At 54.8% G+C, this 17061-nt stretch carries 23 protein-coding genes; all 23 read left to right on the top strand.

The window, feature by feature from the left end:
* Window positions 1–60: 60 nt before the first annotated feature.
* The 23 genes from rpoC to rplR all read left to right on the top strand — a co-directional run bounded on the left by rpoC (window position 61) and on the right by rplR (window position 17061).
* Complete coding sequence (rpoC, locus tag HBO09_RS26560; protein ID WP_169951377.1) at window positions 61–4260, top strand: DNA-directed RNA polymerase subunit beta'; 4200 nt, start codon at window positions 61–63, stop codon at window positions 4258–4260.
* Window positions 4261–4476: 216 nt separating this feature from the next.
* Window positions 4477–4848 carry a 30S ribosomal protein S12 gene (gene rpsL, locus HBO09_RS26555; RefSeq protein WP_002555494.1) on the top strand — a complete coding sequence of 124 codons (372 nt, stop codon included), beginning with the start codon at window positions 4477–4479 and terminating at the stop codon, window positions 4846–4848.
* A 117-nt stretch (window positions 4849–4965) separates the two neighbouring features.
* Window positions 4966–5436 (top strand): 30S ribosomal protein S7, encoded by a 471-nt coding sequence (rpsG, locus tag HBO09_RS26550; RefSeq protein WP_002555493.1) that lies wholly within the window; start codon window positions 4966–4968, stop codon window positions 5434–5436.
* 30 nt (window positions 5437–5466) lie between these two features.
* Window positions 5467–7572, top strand: a complete 2106-nt coding sequence (fusA, locus tag HBO09_RS26545) for an elongation factor G (RefSeq protein WP_169998327.1) — start codon at window positions 5467–5469, stop codon at window positions 7570–7572.
* 30 nt (window positions 7573–7602) lie between these two features.
* Window positions 7603–8796: an elongation factor Tu gene (gene tuf, locus HBO09_RS26540; RefSeq protein ID WP_003176426.1), complete on the top strand. Its 1194-nt coding sequence runs from the start codon at window positions 7603–7605 to the stop codon at window positions 8794–8796.
* 157 nt (window positions 8797–8953) lie between these two features.
* Window positions 8954–9265, top strand: coding sequence for a 30S ribosomal protein S10 (gene rpsJ / locus HBO09_RS26535; RefSeq protein WP_003186070.1), 312 nt, complete (start codon window positions 8954–8956; stop codon window positions 9263–9265).
* Between the two features lie 81 nt (window positions 9266–9346).
* Window positions 9347–9982 (top strand): 50S ribosomal protein L3, encoded by a 636-nt coding sequence (rplC, locus tag HBO09_RS26530; RefSeq protein ID WP_007253310.1) that lies wholly within the window; start codon window positions 9347–9349, stop codon window positions 9980–9982.
* Between the two features lie 12 nt (window positions 9983–9994).
* Window positions 9995–10597, top strand: coding sequence for a 50S ribosomal protein L4 (gene rplD, locus HBO09_RS26525; RefSeq protein WP_003176424.1), 603 nt, complete (start codon window positions 9995–9997; stop codon window positions 10595–10597).
* Window positions 10594–10893 (top strand): 50S ribosomal protein L23, encoded by a 300-nt coding sequence (rplW, locus tag HBO09_RS26520; protein WP_002555488.1) that lies wholly within the window; start codon window positions 10594–10596, stop codon window positions 10891–10893. Before rplD ends, rplW begins: the two co-directional genes overlap by 4 nt.
* Before the next feature lie 14 nt (window positions 10894–10907).
* Window positions 10908–11732 carry a 50S ribosomal protein L2 gene (rplB, locus tag HBO09_RS26515; RefSeq protein ID WP_003176423.1) on the top strand — a complete coding sequence of 275 codons (825 nt, stop codon included), beginning with the start codon at window positions 10908–10910 and terminating at the stop codon, window positions 11730–11732.
* A 16-nt stretch (window positions 11733–11748) separates the two neighbouring features.
* The gene (gene rpsS, locus HBO09_RS26510; protein ID WP_002555486.1) at window positions 11749–12024 is read left to right on the top strand and encodes a 30S ribosomal protein S19; all 276 of its coding nucleotides are present in this window, start codon (window positions 11749–11751) and stop codon (window positions 12022–12024) included.
* A gap of 11 nt (window positions 12025–12035) precedes the next feature.
* On the top strand, window positions 12036–12368 hold the full coding sequence (rplV, locus tag HBO09_RS26505; protein WP_003103908.1) for a 50S ribosomal protein L22: 333 nt from the start codon (window positions 12036–12038) through the stop codon (window positions 12366–12368).
* A gap of 13 nt (window positions 12369–12381) precedes the next feature.
* The gene (gene rpsC / locus HBO09_RS26500; RefSeq protein WP_003176422.1) at window positions 12382–13068 is read left to right on the top strand and encodes a 30S ribosomal protein S3; all 687 of its coding nucleotides are present in this window, start codon (window positions 12382–12384) and stop codon (window positions 13066–13068) included.
* A 12-nt stretch (window positions 13069–13080) separates the two neighbouring features.
* On the top strand, window positions 13081–13494 hold the full coding sequence (rplP, locus tag HBO09_RS26495) for a 50S ribosomal protein L16 (RefSeq protein ID WP_003232424.1): 414 nt from the start codon (window positions 13081–13083) through the stop codon (window positions 13492–13494).
* On the top strand, window positions 13494–13685 hold the full coding sequence (gene rpmC / locus HBO09_RS26490) for a 50S ribosomal protein L29 (protein ID WP_002555481.1): 192 nt from the start codon (window positions 13494–13496) through the stop codon (window positions 13683–13685). Before rplP ends, rpmC begins: the two co-directional genes overlap by 1 nt.
* 2 nt (window positions 13686–13687) lie before the next feature.
* Window positions 13688–13954 carry a 30S ribosomal protein S17 gene (rpsQ, locus tag HBO09_RS26485; protein WP_003176419.1) on the top strand — a complete coding sequence of 89 codons (267 nt, stop codon included), beginning with the start codon at window positions 13688–13690 and terminating at the stop codon, window positions 13952–13954.
* A 23-nt stretch (window positions 13955–13977) separates the two neighbouring features.
* Window positions 13978–14346, top strand: a complete 369-nt coding sequence (gene rplN, locus HBO09_RS26480; RefSeq protein ID WP_002555479.1) for a 50S ribosomal protein L14 — start codon at window positions 13978–13980, stop codon at window positions 14344–14346.
* Between the two features lie 11 nt (window positions 14347–14357).
* Complete coding sequence (gene rplX / locus HBO09_RS26475; RefSeq protein ID WP_029299388.1) at window positions 14358–14672, top strand: 50S ribosomal protein L24; 315 nt, start codon at window positions 14358–14360, stop codon at window positions 14670–14672.
* A gap of 22 nt (window positions 14673–14694) precedes the next feature.
* The gene (gene rplE / locus HBO09_RS26470; RefSeq protein ID WP_003210069.1) at window positions 14695–15234 is read left to right on the top strand and encodes a 50S ribosomal protein L5; all 540 of its coding nucleotides are present in this window, start codon (window positions 14695–14697) and stop codon (window positions 15232–15234) included.
* Window positions 15235–15247: 13 nt separating this feature from the next.
* Window positions 15248–15553 (top strand): 30S ribosomal protein S14, encoded by a 306-nt coding sequence (gene rpsN / locus HBO09_RS26465; RefSeq protein ID WP_003176414.1) that lies wholly within the window; start codon window positions 15248–15250, stop codon window positions 15551–15553.
* Window positions 15554–15761: 208 nt separating this feature from the next.
* Window positions 15762–16154, top strand: a complete 393-nt coding sequence (rpsH, locus tag HBO09_RS26460) for a 30S ribosomal protein S8 (RefSeq protein ID WP_017848802.1) — start codon at window positions 15762–15764, stop codon at window positions 16152–16154.
* A gap of 12 nt (window positions 16155–16166) precedes the next feature.
* Window positions 16167–16700, top strand: a complete 534-nt coding sequence (rplF, locus tag HBO09_RS26455) for a 50S ribosomal protein L6 (protein ID WP_003176412.1) — start codon at window positions 16167–16169, stop codon at window positions 16698–16700.
* A 10-nt stretch (window positions 16701–16710) separates the two neighbouring features.
* Window positions 16711–17061 carry a 50S ribosomal protein L18 gene (rplR, locus tag HBO09_RS26450; protein WP_003186037.1) on the top strand — a complete coding sequence of 117 codons (351 nt, stop codon included), beginning with the start codon at window positions 16711–16713 and terminating at the stop codon, window positions 17059–17061.

Below are 17061 nucleotides of genomic sequence, written 5' to 3'. Positions count from 1 at the left end.
TGACGCGAATCGAGAGCGGGGCTGTTTAGCTCGCTCTCTGCTCCGCCAGGAGGAAAGGCCTTGAAAGACCTACTGAATTTGCTGAAAAACCAGGGTCAAGTCGAAGAGTTCGACGCCATCCGTATTGGATTGGCATCGCCTGAGATGATCCGATCGTGGTCGTTCGGTGAAGTTAAAAAGCCGGAAACCATCAACTACCGTACGTTCAAACCTGAGCGTGACGGCCTGTTCTGCGCCAAGATCTTTGGCCCGGTAAAGGATTACGAGTGCCTGTGCGGTAAGTACAAGCGCTTGAAGCACCGTGGTGTGATCTGCGAGAAGTGCGGCGTTGAAGTCGCACTGGCCAAGGTTCGTCGTGAGCGCATGGCGCACATCGAGCTGGCTTCGCCGGTTGCCCACATCTGGTTCCTGAAATCGCTGCCGTCCCGTATCGGTTTGCTGATGGACATGACCCTGCGTGATATCGAACGCGTTCTCTACTTCGAGAGCTATGTCGTTATCGATCCAGGCATGACCACCCTTGAAAAAGGTCAGCTGCTCAACGACGAGCAGTACTTCGAAGCGCTGGAAGAATTCGGCGACGATTTCGATGCCCGCATGGGTGCCGAAGCTGTCCGCGAACTGCTGCACGCTATCGACCTGGAACACGAGATTGGCCGCCTGCGCGAAGAAATTCCGCAAACCAACTCCGAAACCAAGATCAAGAAGCTGTCCAAGCGTCTGAAGTTGATGGAAGCCTTCCAGGGTTCCGGCAACTTGCCAGAGTGGATGGTGCTGACCGTTCTGCCGGTTCTGCCGCCAGACCTGCGTCCGCTGGTACCGTTGGATGGTGGTCGTTTCGCGACTTCCGACCTCAACGACCTGTACCGCCGCGTGATCAACCGTAACAACCGCTTGAAGCGCCTGCTTGATCTGTCCGCTCCGGACATCATCGTGCGCAACGAAAAGCGTATGTTGCAAGAAGCGGTTGATGCCCTGCTCGACAACGGTCGTCGTGGCCGCGCTATCACGGGTTCCAACAAGCGTCCTCTGAAATCCCTGGCCGACATGATCAAGGGTAAGCAAGGTCGTTTCCGTCAGAACTTGCTCGGTAAGCGCGTTGACTACTCCGGTCGTTCGGTAATTACCGTAGGCCCGACCCTGCGTCTGCACCAGTGCGGTCTGCCTAAGAAGATGGCTCTCGAGCTGTTCAAACCGTTCATCTTCGGCAAGCTGGAAATGCGCGGTCTCGCGACCACCATCAAAGCGGCCAAGAAAATGGTCGAGCGCGAACTGCCAGAGGTTTGGGACGTTCTCGCTGAAGTGATTCGCGAACACCCGGTCCTCCTCAACCGTGCACCGACCCTTCACCGTCTGGGTATCCAGGCGTTTGAACCGGTACTGATCGAAGGTAAGGCTATTCAGCTGCACCCTCTGGTCTGTGCTGCGTACAACGCCGACTTCGACGGCGACCAAATGGCCGTGCACGTACCGCTGACGCTGGAAGCCCAGCTGGAAGCGCGTGCGTTGATGATGTCGACCAACAACATCCTGTCGCCAGCCAACGGTGAGCCAATCATCGTTCCGTCGCAGGACGTTGTACTGGGTCTGTACTACATGACCCGTGAAGCGATCAACGCCAAGGGCGAAGGTCGTGTGTTCGCTGACCTGCAAGAAGTTGACCGTGTGTTCCGTGCCGGCGAAGCCGCACTGCACGCCAAGGTCAAGGTGCGGATCCACGAAACCGTCAACGATCGTGACGGCGGCAGCGTGAGCAACACCCGTATCGTCGACACCACTGTCGGCCGTGCGCTGTTGTACCAGGTTGTGCCAAAAGGTCTGTCTTACGACGTCGTCAACCTGCCGATGAAGAAGAAGGCGATCTCCAAGCTGATCAACCAGTGCTACCGCGTGGTTGGTCTGAAAGAGACCGTGATCTTCGCTGACCAGTTGATGTATACCGGTTTCGCTTATTCGACCATTTCCGGCGTTTCCATCGGTGTTAACGACTTCGTTATCCCGGATGAAAAAGCCCGCATCATCAGTGCTGCCACTGACGAAGTGAAAGAGATCGAGAGCCAGTACGCCTCCGGCCTGGTAACCCAGGGCGAGAAGTACAACAAAGTGATCGACCTTTGGTCCAAGGCCAACGACGAAGTTTCCAAGGCGATGATGGCCAACCTCTCGAAAGAGAAAGTCATCGACCGCCACGGTGTCGAAGTCGATCAAGAGTCTTTCAACTCGATGTACATGATGGCCGACTCGGGCGCACGGGGTTCTGCTGCGCAGATCCGTCAGCTCGCCGGTATGCGTGGCCTGATGGCCAAGCCGGACGGTTCCATCATCGAAACGCCGATTACTGCGAACTTCCGTGAAGGTTTGAGCGTACTTCAGTACTTCATCTCCACGCACGGTGCTCGTAAAGGTCTGGCGGATACCGCGTTGAAAACCGCTAACTCCGGTTACCTGACTCGTCGTCTGGTAGACGTTGCACAAGATCTGGTTGTAACCGAGATCGATTGCGGCACCGAGCATGGCCTGCTGATGACTCCGCACATTGAAGGCGGTGACGTTGTAGAGCCTCTGGGTGAGCGCGTATTGGGTCGTGTTATTGCTCGTGACGTGTTCAAGCCAGGTACCGAGGAAATCATCGTTCCTGCCGGCACCCTGGTGGATGAGAAGTGGGTCGAGTTCATCGAACTCAACAGCATCGACGAAGTGATTGTTCGCTCGCCGATCAGCTGCGAAACCCGTTACGGCATCTGCGCCAAGTGCTACGGCCGTGACTTGGCTCGTGGTCACCAGGTCAACATCGGTGAAGCGGTTGGCGTTATCGCTGCCCAGTCCATCGGTGAGCCGGGTACCCAGTTGACCATGCGTACGTTCCACATCGGTGGTGCTGCAAGCCGGACCTCCGCAGCTGACAGCGTTCAGGTGAAGAATGGCGGTACTGTCCGTCTGCACAACCTCAAGCACGTTGAGCGAGTGGATGGCCACCTGGTTGCTGTGTCCCGTTCTGGTGAGCTGGCGATCGCTGATGACTTCGGTCGTGAGCGTGAGCGTTACAAGCTGCCGTACGGTGCTGTGATTTCGGTTAAAGAAGGTGACAAGGTCGACGCTGGCGCAATCGTAGCCAAGTGGGATCCGCACACTCACCCAATCGTTACCGAAATGAAAGGTACCGTGACCTACGTGGGCATGGAAGAAGGCATCACGATCAAGCGTCAGACTGACGAATTGACCGGTATGACCAACATTGAAGTCCTCGACGCCAAAGATCGTCCAGCTGCCGGTAAAGACATCCGTCCTGCCGTGAAGATGGTTGATGACAACGGCAAGGATCTGTTGCTGCCAGGCACTGACGTTATTGCTCAGTACTTCCTGCCAGCCAACGCCCTGGTCGGTGTGGCGGATGGTGCGAAGATCGCGATCGGTGATGTTATCGCTCGTATCCCGCAAGAAACTTCGAAGACCCGTGACATCACCGGTGGTCTGCCGCGTGTTGCCGACTTGTTCGAAGCTCGTCGTCCGAAAGAAGCGTCGATTCTGGCTGAAGTCAGCGGCACCATCGCGTTCGGTAAAGAGACCAAGGGCAAGCGCCGTCTGGTCATTACCCCGAACGACGGTAGCGATCCGTATGAAGAGCTGATTCCGAAGTGGCGTCACCTGAACGTCTTCGAAGGCGAACAGGTAAACCGCGGCGAAGTTATCTCCGACGGCCCGAGCGATCCACACGATATCCTGCGTCTGCTGGGTGTGAGTGCGCTGGCCAAGTACATCGTTAACGAGATCCAGGACGTTTACCGCCTGCAAGGCGTGAAGATCAACGATAAGCACATCGAGACCATCCTGCGTCAGATGCTGCGTAAAGTTGAAATCGCTGAATCCGGCGATTCGAGTTTCATCAAGGGCGACCAGATGGAACTGACTCACGTACTGGTAGAAAACGAGCGTCTGGCAACCGAGGAGAAATTTGTTTCCAAGTTCACTCGCGTGTTGCTGGGTATCACCAAGGCGTCGTTGTCCACTGAGTCGTTCATCTCGGCGGCCTCCTTCCAGGAGACCACTCGCGTACTGACCGAAGCAGCGGTAACCGGCAAGCGTGACTACTTGCGCGGCCTGAAAGAAAACGTGGTTGTGGGTCGTCTGATCCCGGCCGGTACCGGTTTGGCCTACCACAGCGAGCGTAAGCGTCGCCGTGAACTCGACAAGCCGTTGCGCGTAAGCGCCAGTGAAGTGGAAGCTGCACTGACCGAAGCGCTGAACTCTAGCGGTAACTGAGTTCTGCGATAAATAAGACCGGGCCCTGGCAGCCCCGTTCGTCGGAACAAGACAGTTTTGTCGGGTTTCGGTGGAGGGGGAGGTCGGGGCCTTGCCTTGACTGGGGGCAAGATCCTCTTTAGACTCTTGTACCCCTAAATTTGGCGGGAATTCGTTCCTGCCATTTTGCTTTTCTTGCAAGACAATAGCGTCGCAAGACAACAGTGGAGCTAGTAGATGGCAACTATCAACCAGCTGGTACGTCAGCCGCGTAAGCGTATCGTCGAGAAATCCGACGTGCCTGCGCTGCAGAACTGCCCGCAACGTCGTGGCGTATGCACTCGCGTGTATACCACTACGCCGAAAAAACCTAACTCGGCACTGCGTAAAGTATGCCGTGTGCGCCTGACCAACGGTTTCGAGGTTTCCTCGTACATCGGCGGTGAAGGCCACAACCTGCAAGAGCACAGCGTGGTACTGATCCGCGGCGGTCGTGTAAAAGACTTGCCAGGTGTTCGTTACCACACCGTACGCGGCTCCTTGGATACTTCCGGCGTTAAAGGTCGTAACCAGGGTCGTTCGAAGTACGGTACCAAGAAGCCTAAGTAGTAGCGGCTTTTTGTAAACTGAATCATCTTATTTTCTGAGTCGATAAGAGTAAGGTCGGAGGCGTCCCGCAAGGGCACCGATTCCGAGCGAACCTGAAGACCGTTTGAGGGCTTATCCATGCCAAGAAGACGCGTAGCAGCCAAGCGCGAAGTGCTTGACGATCCAAAATACGGAAGCCAAATTCTGGCCAAGTTCATGAACCACGTGATGGAAAGCGGCAAGAAAGCCGTTGCCGAGCGTATCGTTTATGGCGCGCTGGAAAAGGTTAAAGAACGCAAGAACAGCGACCCCCTGGAAATCTTCGAGAAAGCTCTCGACGCCATCGCTCCGCTGGTCGAAGTGAAGTCGCGCCGTGTAGGCGGTGCTACTTACCAGGTTCCGGTCGAAGTTCGTCCGTCCCGTCGTAACGCCCTGGCAATGCGCTGGTTGGTAGACTTCGCCCGTAAGCGCGGCGAGAAGTCTATGGCTCTGCGTTTGGCCGGCGAGCTGTTGGACGCTGCTGAAGGTAAAGGTGCTGCTGTTAAGAAGCGTGAAGACGTGCACCGTATGGCTGAAGCTAACAAAGCTTTCTCGCACTACCGCTTCTAATCTTAGCTTCACTAATTTTGCGAGGGCTTTATGGCTCGTACTACTCCGATTAGCCGCTACCGTAACATCGGTATCGTTGCTCACGTGGATGCTGGTAAAACCACCACCACCGAGCGCGTACTGTTTTACACCGGCAAAAGTCACAAAATGGGCGAGGTGCATGATGGCGCCGCGACCACAGACTGGATGGTTCAGGAGCAGGAGCGTGGTATTACCATTACTTCTGCTGCTATTACCGCCTTCTGGAAAGGTTCTGCCAAGCAGTACAAGGACGAGCACCGCTTCAACGTAATCGATACCCCGGGTCACGTGGACTTCACTATTGAAGTTGAGCGTTCCCTGCGTGTACTCGACGGCGCGGTCGTTGTGTTCTGTGGTACTTCGGGTGTTGAGCCTCAGTCGGAAACCGTATGGCGTCAAGCCAACAAGTACGGTGTTCCGCGTCTTGTTTACGTAAACAAGATGGACCGTGCTGGTGCGAACTTCCTGCGCGTGATCGGTCAGATCAAGCAGCGTCTGGGTCACACTCCGGTGCCAATCCAATTGGCTATCGGTTCCGAAGACAACTTCCAGGGCCAGATCGATCTGATCACCATGGAAGCCGTCTACTGGAATGACGCCGACAAAGGTATGGTTCCTGTTCGCAAGCCTATCCCTGCAGATATGCAGGAACTGGCTGACGAGTGGCGCAACAACCTGGTTGAGGCTGCTGCCGAAGCCAGCGAAGAGCTGATGAACAAGTACCTCGAAGGTGAAGAACTCACCAACGTGGAAATCAAGGCCGCTCTGCGTCAGCGTACTATCGCTGGTGAGATCGTCTTGGCTGTTTGCGGTTCCTCGTTCAAGAACAAGGGTGTTCCCCTGGTTCTCGATGCTGTGATCGACTACCTGCCTGCTCCAACCGACATTCCTGCTATCAAGGGTACCAACCCTGATAACGAGGAAGAGGAAATGGAGCGTCATGCAGACGACAGCGAGCCGTTCTCGGCCCTGGCGTTCAAGATCGCTACCGACCCATTCGTGGGTACCTTGACTTTCGTCCGCGTTTACTCGGGCGTGTTGGCATCCGGCGACGGCGTGATCAACTCGGTTAAAGGTAAGAAAGAGCGCGTGGGTCGTATGGTGCAAATGCACGCAAACGCCCGTGAAGAGATCAAGGAAGTACGCGCTGGTGACATCGCGGCCCTGATCGGCATGAAGGACGTCACCACTGGTGAGACTTTGTGCGACGCTGCTAAGCCAATCATCCTGGTTCGCATGGACTTCCCGGAGCCGGTTATTTCGGTTGCCGTAGAGCCTAAGACCAAGGATGACCAGGAAAAAATGGGTATCGCTCTGGGCAAACTTGCTCAGGAAGATCCATCTTTCCGCGTTAAGACTGATGAAGAGACTGGTCAAACGATCATCTCTGGCATGGGCGAGCTGCACCTGGACATCCTGGTTGACCGGATGCGCCGTGAGTTCAACGTCGAAGCCAACATCGGTAAGCCTCAGGTTTCCTATCGTGAGCGCATCACGAAGAACTGTGAAATCGAAGGCAAGTTCGTTCGTCAGTCCGGCGGTCGTGGTCAGTTCGGTCACTGCTGGATCCGTTTTGCTCCTGCTGACGAAGGTCAGGAAGGTCTGCAATTCGTGAACGAAGTAGTGGGTGGTGTTGTTCCTAAGGAATACATCCCTGCTATCCAGAAGGGTATCGAAGAGCAGATGAAGAACGGTGTTGTTGCCGGCTATCCGCTGATCGGCCTGAAAGCAACCGTTTTTGACGGTTCTTACCACGACGTCGACTCCAACGAGATGGCGTTTAAGGTGGCTGCTTCCATGGCAACCAAGCAACTGGCCCAGAAGGGCGGTGGTGAGTTGCTTGAGCCAATCATGGCGGTAGAAGTTGTTACACCTGAAGACTATATGGGTGATGTCATGGGCGACCTTAACCGTCGTCGCGGCATGATCTTGGGCATGGAAGACACGGTTTCCGGCAAAGTGATTCGCGCCGAGGTTCCGTTGGGTGAGATGTTCGGTTATGCGACCGACGTTCGCTCCATGTCTCAGGGTCGCGCAAGCTACTCTATGGAATTCAAAAAATACAACACAGCTCCGGCGCACATCGCTGAAACTGTATCCAAAAAACAAGGCTGATTCAGTCCTTTAGGCAAGGAGTTAATTGTCGTGGCTAAAGAAAAATTTGATCGTTCCCTACCGCACGTCAACGTTGGCACCATCGGTCACGTTGACCACGGTAAAACCACTCTGACTGCTGCTCTGACTCGCGTTTGCTCCGAAGTATTCGGTTCGGCAATCGTTGATTTCGATAAAATCGACAGCGCACCAGAAGAAAAAGCTCGTGGTATCACCATCAACACCGCGCACGTTGAATACAACTCGCTGATCCGTCACTACGCTCACGTTGACTGCCCAGGTCACGCTGACTATGTGAAGAACATGATCACCGGTGCTGCCCAGATGGACGGCGCAATCCTGGTTTGCTCGGCCGCTGATGGTCCGATGCCACAAACCCGTGAGCACATCCTGCTGTCCCGTCAGGTTGGCGTTCCGTACATCGTGGTTTACCTGAACAAGGCTGACCTGGTAGACGACGCTGAGCTGCTGGAACTGGTTGAGATGGAAGTGCGCGATCTGCTGAGCACTTACGACTTCCCAGGCGACGACACTCCGATCATCATCGGTTCTGCTCGTATGGCTCTGGAAGGTAAAGACGATAACGAAATGGGCACCACGTCCGTTCGTAAACTGGTAGAGACTCTGGACAGCTACATCCCAGATCCAGTTCGTGTTATCGACAAGCCGTTCCTGATGCCAATCGAAGACGTATTCTCGATCTCCGGTCGCGGTACTGTTGTAACTGGCCGTATCGAGCGCGGTATCGTTAAGGTTCAAGATCCACTGGAAATCGTTGGTCTGCGTGACACTACCGTCACCACCTGCACCGGTGTTGAAATGTTCCGTAAGCTGCTCGACGAAGGTCGTGCTGGCGAGAACTGCGGCGTTCTGCTGCGTGGTACCAAGCGTGACGACGTTGAGCGTGGCCAGGTTCTGGTCAAGCCAGGTTCGGTTAAGCCGCACACCAAGTTCGAAGCTGAAGTGTACGTGCTGAGCAAAGAAGAAGGCGGTCGTCACACTCCGTTCTTCAAAGGCTACCGTCCACAGTTCTACTTCCGTACTACTGACGTGACTGGTAACTGCGAACTGCCGGAAGGCGTTGAAATGGTAATGCCAGGCGACAACATCAAAATGGTTGTCACCCTGATCAAAACCATCGCAATGGAAGACGGTCTGCGCTTCGCAATCCGTGAAGGCGGCCGTACCGTTGGTGCTGGCGTTGTAGCTAAAATCATCGAGTAAGCATCTCTTCTGAGATAGCTTCGATGCTTTGAAAAGCCCCCGCTCAGCGGGGGCTTTTTTATTGGGTTGACACCTATCTGGGGCGTCTATAGAATTGCGCCTCCTTTTAACGGGCGCAGTGCGCTCGGTGGGAATAGCAGCCGGAGTCTGAAATCCAATGCAAAATCAGCAAATCCGTATCAGGTTGAAGGCTTTTGACCATCGCCTGATCGACCAATCCACCCAGGAAATCGTGGAAACCGCGAAACGTACTGGGGCACAAGTGCGTGGTCCTATTCCACTGCCTACCCGCAAAGAGCGGTTCACCGTTCTGGTCTCCCCGCACGTCAACAAAGACGCGCGTGACCAGTACGAGATCCGTACTCATAAGCGCGTTCTGGACATCGTCCAGCCAACGGATAAAACCGTTGATGCGCTTATGAAGCTTGATCTGGCGGCCGGTGTGGAAGTACAGATCAGCCTCGGCTAAGACTCGGGTCTTAGTCGTGTAACGCTCTGAAATGGGCGGCCATAGCGGGTGAAAGCCCCGTACACTCATGAGGTTTACAACATGACTATTGGTGTAGTCGGTCGTAAATGCGGTATGACCCGTATTTTCACCGAAGAAGGTGTCTCCATTCCGGTCACGGTCATTGAGATCGAGCCGAATCGCGTCACCCAGTTCAAAACTGAAGAAACCGATGGCTATCGTGCAGTGCAAGTCACTGTCGGCGAGCGTCGTGCTTCGCGCGTGACTGCTGCTCAAGCAGGTCACTTCGCTAAAGCAAACGTTGCAGCTGGTCGTACTGTCATGGAGTTCCGTCTTGAAGAAGGCGACTACCAGGCTGGCGATCTGATCAACGCTGAAATCTTCGCCGCTGGTCAACTGGTTGATGTAACCGGTCAGTCCAAGGGTAAAGGCTTCCAGGGTACGATCAAGCGTTGGAATTTCCGTGGTCAAGACAACACTCACGGTAACTCCGTTTCCCACCGCGTCCCGGGCTCTATTGGCCAGTGCCAGACTCCTGGTCGTGTATTCAAGGGCAAAAAAATGTCCGGTCATATGGGCGCTGAGCGCGTGACCGTGCAGTCCCTCGAAGTAGTGCGCGTCGACGCTGAACGCAATCTGTTGTTGGTCAAGGGTGCTGTTCCTGGCGCTACTGGCGGCAACCTGGTTGTACGTCCAGCGGCCAAGGCTCGCGGTTAAGGGGAAGCTGACATGCAATTAAATGTAAATGACGCTCAAGCGATCGAAGTTTCCGAACTGACATTTGGCGGCGAATTCAACGAGACGCTCGTTCACCAAGCAGTCGTGGCCTACATGGCCGGCGGCCGTCAAGGTAGCAAGCAGCAAAAGACCCGTTCCGACGTTCGTGGTGGCGGTAAGCGCCCTTGGCGTCAGAAAGGTACTGGCCGCGCTCGTGCCGGTACTATCCGTAGCCCAATCTGGCGTGGCGGCGGTACCACTTTCGCAGCTCGTCCGCAGGATCACTCTCAGAAGCTCAACAAGAAGATGTATCGCGCAGCACTGCGCTCCATCCTTGCTGAACTCGTGCGTACTGACCGTCTGGTCGTGGTTCAGGACTTCGCTGTTGAAAGTCCAAAAACCAAAGATCTGCTGGGCAAACTGAACAACATGAGCCTGACCGATGTTTTGATCGTGTCTGAAGCTGTTGATCAGAACCTGTACCTGGCTGCTCGCAACCTGCCACACGTTGATGTACGTGACGTGCAAGGTTCCGATCCAGTTAGTCTGATCGCATACGACAAGGTGTTGATCACCGTGTCGGCCGTGAAGAAATTCGAGGAGCTGCTGGGATGAACCAGGAACGCGTATTTAAAGTTCTGCTTGGCCCGCACGTTTCCGAAAAGGCTACGGTTCTGGCTGACAAGAAAGGCCAGTTCGTTTTCAAGGTTGCAACTGACGCAACCAAGCTGGAAATCAAGAAGGCCGTCGAAAGCCTGTTCAGCGTGAAAGTAGAGCGTGTTACTACCCTGAATGTTCTGGGTAAGAGCAAGCGCACTGCTCGCGGTCTGGGCAAGCGTAATGACTGGAAGAAGGCAGTTATCTCCCTTCAGCCAGGCCAAGATCTCGATTTCAGCAGCAGTGCTGAGTAAGGAAGGGGTGCATCATGGCAATCGTTAAATGCAAACCGACTTCCCCTGGCCGCCGTTTTGTGGTCAAGGTGGTCAACCAGGAGCTGCATAAAGGCGCTCCTCACGCACCGCTGCTCGAGAAGAAATCGAAGACTGGTGGTCGTAACAACAATGGTCGTATTACCACTCGTCACATCGGTGGTGGCCATAAGCAGCATTATCGTCTGGTCGATTTCCGTCGCAACGACAAAGATGGCATCTCTGCCACTGTCGAGCGTATCGAATACGATCCAAACCGTACTGCTCACATCGCTCTGCTGCTGTACGCAGATGGCGAGCGTCGCTACATCATCGCGCCTAAAGGCGTGAGTGCTGGCGACCAGCTGATCGCAGGTGCTCTGGCACCGATCAAGCCGGGCAACGCTCTGCAACTGCGTAACATTCCAGTTGGTAGCACCGTACACGGCATCGAATTGAAGCCAGGTAAAGGCGCACAGATCGCTCGTTCCGCTGGTGCTTCGGCTCAGCTGATCGCTCGTGAAGGTGTCTACGTGACCCTGCGTCTGCGTTCTGGTGAGATGCGTAAAGTACTGGCTGAATGCCGTGCGACCCTGGGCGAAGTCTCGAACTCCGAGCACAGCCTGCGTTCGCTGGGTAAAGCTGGTGCCAAACGCTGGCGTGGCGTTCGCCCAACCGTTCGTGGTGTTGCCATGAACCCGGTTGACCACCCACACGGTGGTGGTGAAGGTCGTACCTCTGGTGGTCGTCATCCGGTATCGCCATGGGGCTTCCCGACTAAGGGCGCGAAGACTCGTGGTAATAAGCGTACCGACAAAATGATCGTCCGTCGTCGCAAGTAAATAGAGGGATACGACAGTGCCACGTTCTCTGAAAAAAGGTCCTTTTATTGATCTTCACCTACTGAAGAAGATCGAAGTGGCGGCGGAAAAGAACGATCGCAAACCAGTTAAGACCTGGTCGCGCCGTTCTATGATCCTGCCACAAATGGTCGGTTTGACCATCGCAGTACACAACGGTCGTCAGCACGTCCCAGTTCTCGTTAACGAAGACATGGTCGGCCACAAACTGGGCGAGTTTGCCGGTACCCGCACTTATCGTGGGCACGTGGCAGACAAGAAAGCCAAGCGTTAAGGGGTTAGGAAATGGAAGTAGCCGCTAAGTTGTCGGGCGCTCGAATCTCCGCCCAGAAAGCCCGCTTGGTCGCCGACCAGATCCGCGGGAAGAAGGTGGGCGAAGCGCTCAACTTGTTGGCTTTCAGCAGTAAGAAAGCCGCCGAGATCATGAAGAAAGTGCTGGAGTCGGCCGTAGCCAACGCCGAGCATAACGAAGGCGCAGACGTTGATGACCTGAAGGTCAGCACCGTTTTCGTCAACGAAGGGCGTTCGCTGAAGCGTATCATGCCGCGTGCCAAAGGCCGTGCTGATCGCATCGTCAAGCGGTCTTGCCATATCACTGTCAAGGTTGCTGACAAGTAACGGAGTCGAAGAGATGGGTCAGAAAGTACATCCCATTGGCATTCGCCTGGGAATCGTCAAGGAGCACACCTCCGTCTGGTACGCAGACGGTCGGACTTATGCGGACTATTTGTTCGCTGATCTGAAGGTGCGTGAGTATCTCCAAGACAAACTAAAAAGCGCGTCCGTAAGCCGTATCGATATCCATCGTCCGGCCCAAACTGCACGTATCACCATCCACACCGCTCGTCCAGGTATCGTTATCGGGAAGAAAGGTGAAGATGTTGAGAAACTGCGTCAGGACCTGACCAAGCAAATGGGTGTGCCTGTGCACATCAATATCGAAGAGATCCGCAAGCCGGAGCTCGACGGTATGCTGGTTGCGCAGAGCGTAGCTCAGCAGCTGGAGCGCCGCGTAATGTTCCGTCGTGCTATGAAGCGCGCCGTGCAAAACGCCATGCGTATTGGTGCCAAGGGCATCAAAATCCAAGTGAGCGGTCGTCTCGGCGGTGCTGAAATCGCACGTACTGAATGGTATCGCGAAGGTCGTGTGCCGTTGCACACCCTGCGTGCCGACATCGACTATGCCAACTACGAAGCTCACACCACTTACGGTGTGATCGGTGTAAAGGTTTGGATCTTCAAAGGCGAAGTAATTGGTGGTCGCCAAGAAGAACTGAAACCACAAGCACCAGCGCCTCGTAAAAAAGCTGCTAAGTAAGGGGTACGCCAAATGTTGCAACCTAAGCGTACGAAGTTCCGCAAGCAGATGACAGGCCACAACCGTGGTCTGGCTCAGCGCGGTAGCAAAGTCAGCTTCGGCGAGTTCGCGCTGAAGTCTGTAGCTCGTGGTCGTCTCACCGCTCGTCAGATCGAGTCAGCGCGTCGTGCACTGACCCGTCACGTAAAACGTGGCGGCAAGATCTGGATCCGTGTATTCCCGGACAAGCCGATCTCCAAAAAACCTCTCGAGGTTCGGATGGGTAAAGGTAAGGGTAACGTGGAATACTGGGTAGCCCAGATTCAGCCAGGCAAAGTCCTGTATGAAATCGAGGGTGTAACTGAAGAGCTGGCGCGTGAGGCTTTTGCCCTGGCTGCTGCAAAGCTGCCGCTCGCCACCGCCTTTGTTAAACGGACGGTGATGTGATGAAAGCGAATGAACTTCGTGAAAAATCCGCACAGCAGCTGAACGAGCAACTGCTCGGCCTGCTGCGCGACCAGTTCAATCTGCGTATGCAGAAAGCAACTGGCCAGTTGGGGCAGTCTCATCTGCTCTCGCAAGTTAAGCGTGACATCGCTCGCGTGAAGACTGTGCTCAACCAGCAGGCAGGTAAGTGATCATGGCTGAAGCCGAAAAGACTGTCCGTACGCTGACTGGCCGTGTTGTCAGCGACAAGATGGACAAAACCATCACCGTTTTGATCGAGCGTCGCGTTAAGCACCCGATCTACGGTAAATATGTTAAGCGTTCGACTAAGCTGCACGCGCACGACGAAACCAATCAGTGCCACATCGGCGACAAAGTCACTATTCGTGAAACTCGTCCGCTGGCCAAGACCAAGTCTTGGGCATTGGTTGATGTTCTCGAACGCGCTGTGGAAGTCTAAGGACTAGGGGTCGGAGAAATTATATGATTCAGACTCAATCCATGCTCGATGTGGCCGATAACAGCGGCGCTCGCCGTGTTATGTGCATCAAGGTGCTGGGTGGCTCCCATCGTCGTTACGCTGGTATCGGTGACATCATCAAAGTTACCGTCAAGGAAGCAATTCCTCGCGGTAAAGTGAAAAAAGGCCAAGTGATGACTGCTGTTGTAGTCCGCACTCGTCACGGCGTACGTCGTGCTGATGGCTCCATTATCCGCTTTGATGGCAACGCTGCTGTTCTTCTGAACAACAAGCAAGAGCCGATCGGCACCCGTATCTTTGGGCCAGTGACCCGTGAACTTCGTACTGAGAAGTTCATGAAGATCGTCTCGCTCGCCCCAGAAGTGCTGTAAGGAGATCCGACATGCAAAAGATTCGTCGTGACGACGAGATCATCGTGATCGCCGGCAAAGACAAAGGTAAGCGCGGTAAGGTGCTGAAGGTTCTTGCTGATGACCGTCTGGTCATTGGTGGTCTGAACCTGGTCAAGCGTCATACCAAGCCTAACCCCGCGTCGGGCGTACAGGGCGGTATCGTCGAGAAAGAAGCGCCATTGCACGCTTCTAACGTCGCCATCTTCAACGGCGAAACCAACAAGGCTGACCGCGTTGGTTTCAAAGTAGAAGACGGTAAGAAAATTCGTGTCTTCAAGTCGACCCAAAAAGCGGTTGATGCTTGAACACTGCTAGGTAGATAAGACCATGGCACGACTAAAAGAGATTTACCGGAAGGAAATCGCTCCGAAGCTTAAGGAAGAACTTAAGCTTTCGAACGTGATGGAAGTTCCGCGCGTTACCAAAATCACCCTGAACATGGGTCTGGGCGAAGCGATCGGTGACAAAAAAGTCATCGAGCACGCTGTTGCTGACCTGGAAAAGATCACCGGTCAAAAAGTCGTTGTGACTTACGCTCGGAAATCCATCGCTGGCTTTAAAGTCCGTGAAGGTTGGCCGATCGGTGTCAAAGTGACTCTGCGCCGCGAGCGTATGTACGAGTTCCTGGATCGTCTGCTGTCGATCTCCCTGCCTCGGGTTCGCGACTTCCGCGGCCTGAATGCCAAGTCCTTCGATGGTCGTGGTAACTACAGCATGGGCGTGAAAGAGCAGATCATCTTCCCGGAAATCGACTACGACAAGATCGATGCTCTCCGCGGTCTGGACATCACCCTGACCACCACTGCCAAGAACGATGATGAAGGCCGCGCTCTGCTGCGTGCGTTCAAATTCCCGTTCCGCAACTGATTGGAGTAGGACCATGGCCAAGATGAGCATGAAAAACCGCGAGCTGAAGCGTCAGCTCACGGTTGCCAAGTACGCCAAGAAGCGTGCAGCACTGAAAGCTATCATCGTTGATCTGAACGCAAGTCCAGAAGCGCGTTGGGAAGCTACAGTAGCTCTGCAGAAGCAGCCACGTGACGCAAGCGCCTCGCGCATGCGTAACCGCTGCCGCCTGACCGGTCGTCCACACGGCGTTTACCGCAAGTTCGGCCTCGGCCGTAACAAACTGCGTGAAGCGGCAATGCGTGGTGACGTACCAGGTCTGGTTAAAGCTAGCTGGTAAGTACTTTCGAAGTCCAGGTGGCCAGGATCGCAAGATACTGACCGCCGGTGGCCTAGAATCTGGAACAAGCCCCTTTTGGGGCTTGTTTCATTTCCGGAGTGTGTCTAAAATACGCGGCTCGCCTGAGCCCGTGTGTTTTATGCCCGGAGATTCTCGGTGACATATGTAGCCGCAAGGCTAATTTTTTTGTATTAGGAGCGTCTAGCCCATGAGTATGCAGGACCCGTTAGCGGACATGCTAACTCGTATCCGTAATGCCCAGATGGCTGAAAAGTCCGTCGTAAGCATGCCATCTTCCACGTTGAAGGTAGCTGTTGCCAAAGTCCTGAAAGACGAAGGCTACATTGCGGGTTATCAGATCAGCAGCGAAATCAAGCCACTGCTGTCCATCGAGCTGAAGTACTTCGAAGGCCGTCCGGTCATCGAGGAAGTGAAGCGCGTTAGCCGTCCAGGCCTGCGTCAGTACAAGTCCGTTGAAGATCTGCCGAAAGTTCGTGGCGGTCTTGGCGTGTCTATCGTCTCCACCAACAAAGGTGTGATGACGGATCGTGCTGCGCGCGCTGCCGGTGTCGGCGGCGAAGTTCTTTGCACTGTGTTCTAAGGGGGGATAAGCATGTCTCGCGTCGCTAAGAACCCCGTTAAGCTGCCAGCCGGTGTCGAAGTAAAATTCGCAGGCCAACAGCTTTCGGTGAAGGGTGCCAAGGGTACTCTTGAACTGAACATCCATTCGTCCGTTGAGATCGTTGAAGAAGCTGGTGAGCTGCGTTTCGCTGCTCGCAATGGCGATCAACAAACTCGCGCAATGGCCGGTACCACGCGTGCGTTGGTAAACAACATGGTCCAAGGCGTAAGCCAAGGCTTCGAGCGCAAGCTCCAGCTGGTCGGTGTTGGTTACAAAGCGCAAGCAAAAGGCACGGTTTTGAACCTGGCCCTTGGCTTCTCGCACCCAGTGGATTACGAACTGCCGGAAGGCATCACCGCTGAAACTCCTAGCCAGACCGATATCCTGATCAAGGGCATCGATAAGCAGCTGGTAGGTCAAGTGGCTGCCGAGATCCGCGACTTCCGTCCACCAGAGCCGTACAAAGGCAAAGGTGTGCGCTACGCGGACGAAGTCGTCCGTCGTAAAGAAGCCAAGAAGAAGTAGGGCATAGCAAATGACCGACAAAAAAGTTACTCGACTGCGTCGCGCTCGCAAAGCACGCCTGAAAATGCACGAACTCGAAGTCGTGCGTCTCTGCGTGTTCCGCTCGTCGCAGCACATCTACGCCCAGGTCATCTCGGCCGACGGCAACAAAGTCCTGGCAAGCGCCTCGACTTTGGATAAAGAACTGCGTGATGGTGCCACTGGCAACATCGACGCGGCCACTAAGGTTGGCCAGCTGGTCGCTACGCGTGCTAAGGCCGCTGGCGTCTCGCAAGTGGCTTTCGACCGCTCTGGCTTCAAGTACCACGGCCGCGTTAAAGCGCTGGCTGATGCTGCTCGTGAAGCTGGGCTGGAGTTCTAA

Source organism: Pseudomonas sp. WS 5027, assembly GCF_012985695.1.
Lineage (GTDB): Bacteria > Pseudomonadota > Gammaproteobacteria > Pseudomonadales > Pseudomonadaceae > Aquipseudomonas > Aquipseudomonas hygromyciniae.
Note: the sequence above shows the minus strand (reverse complement) of the source record. Positions and strands in the feature narration are given on the sequence as shown.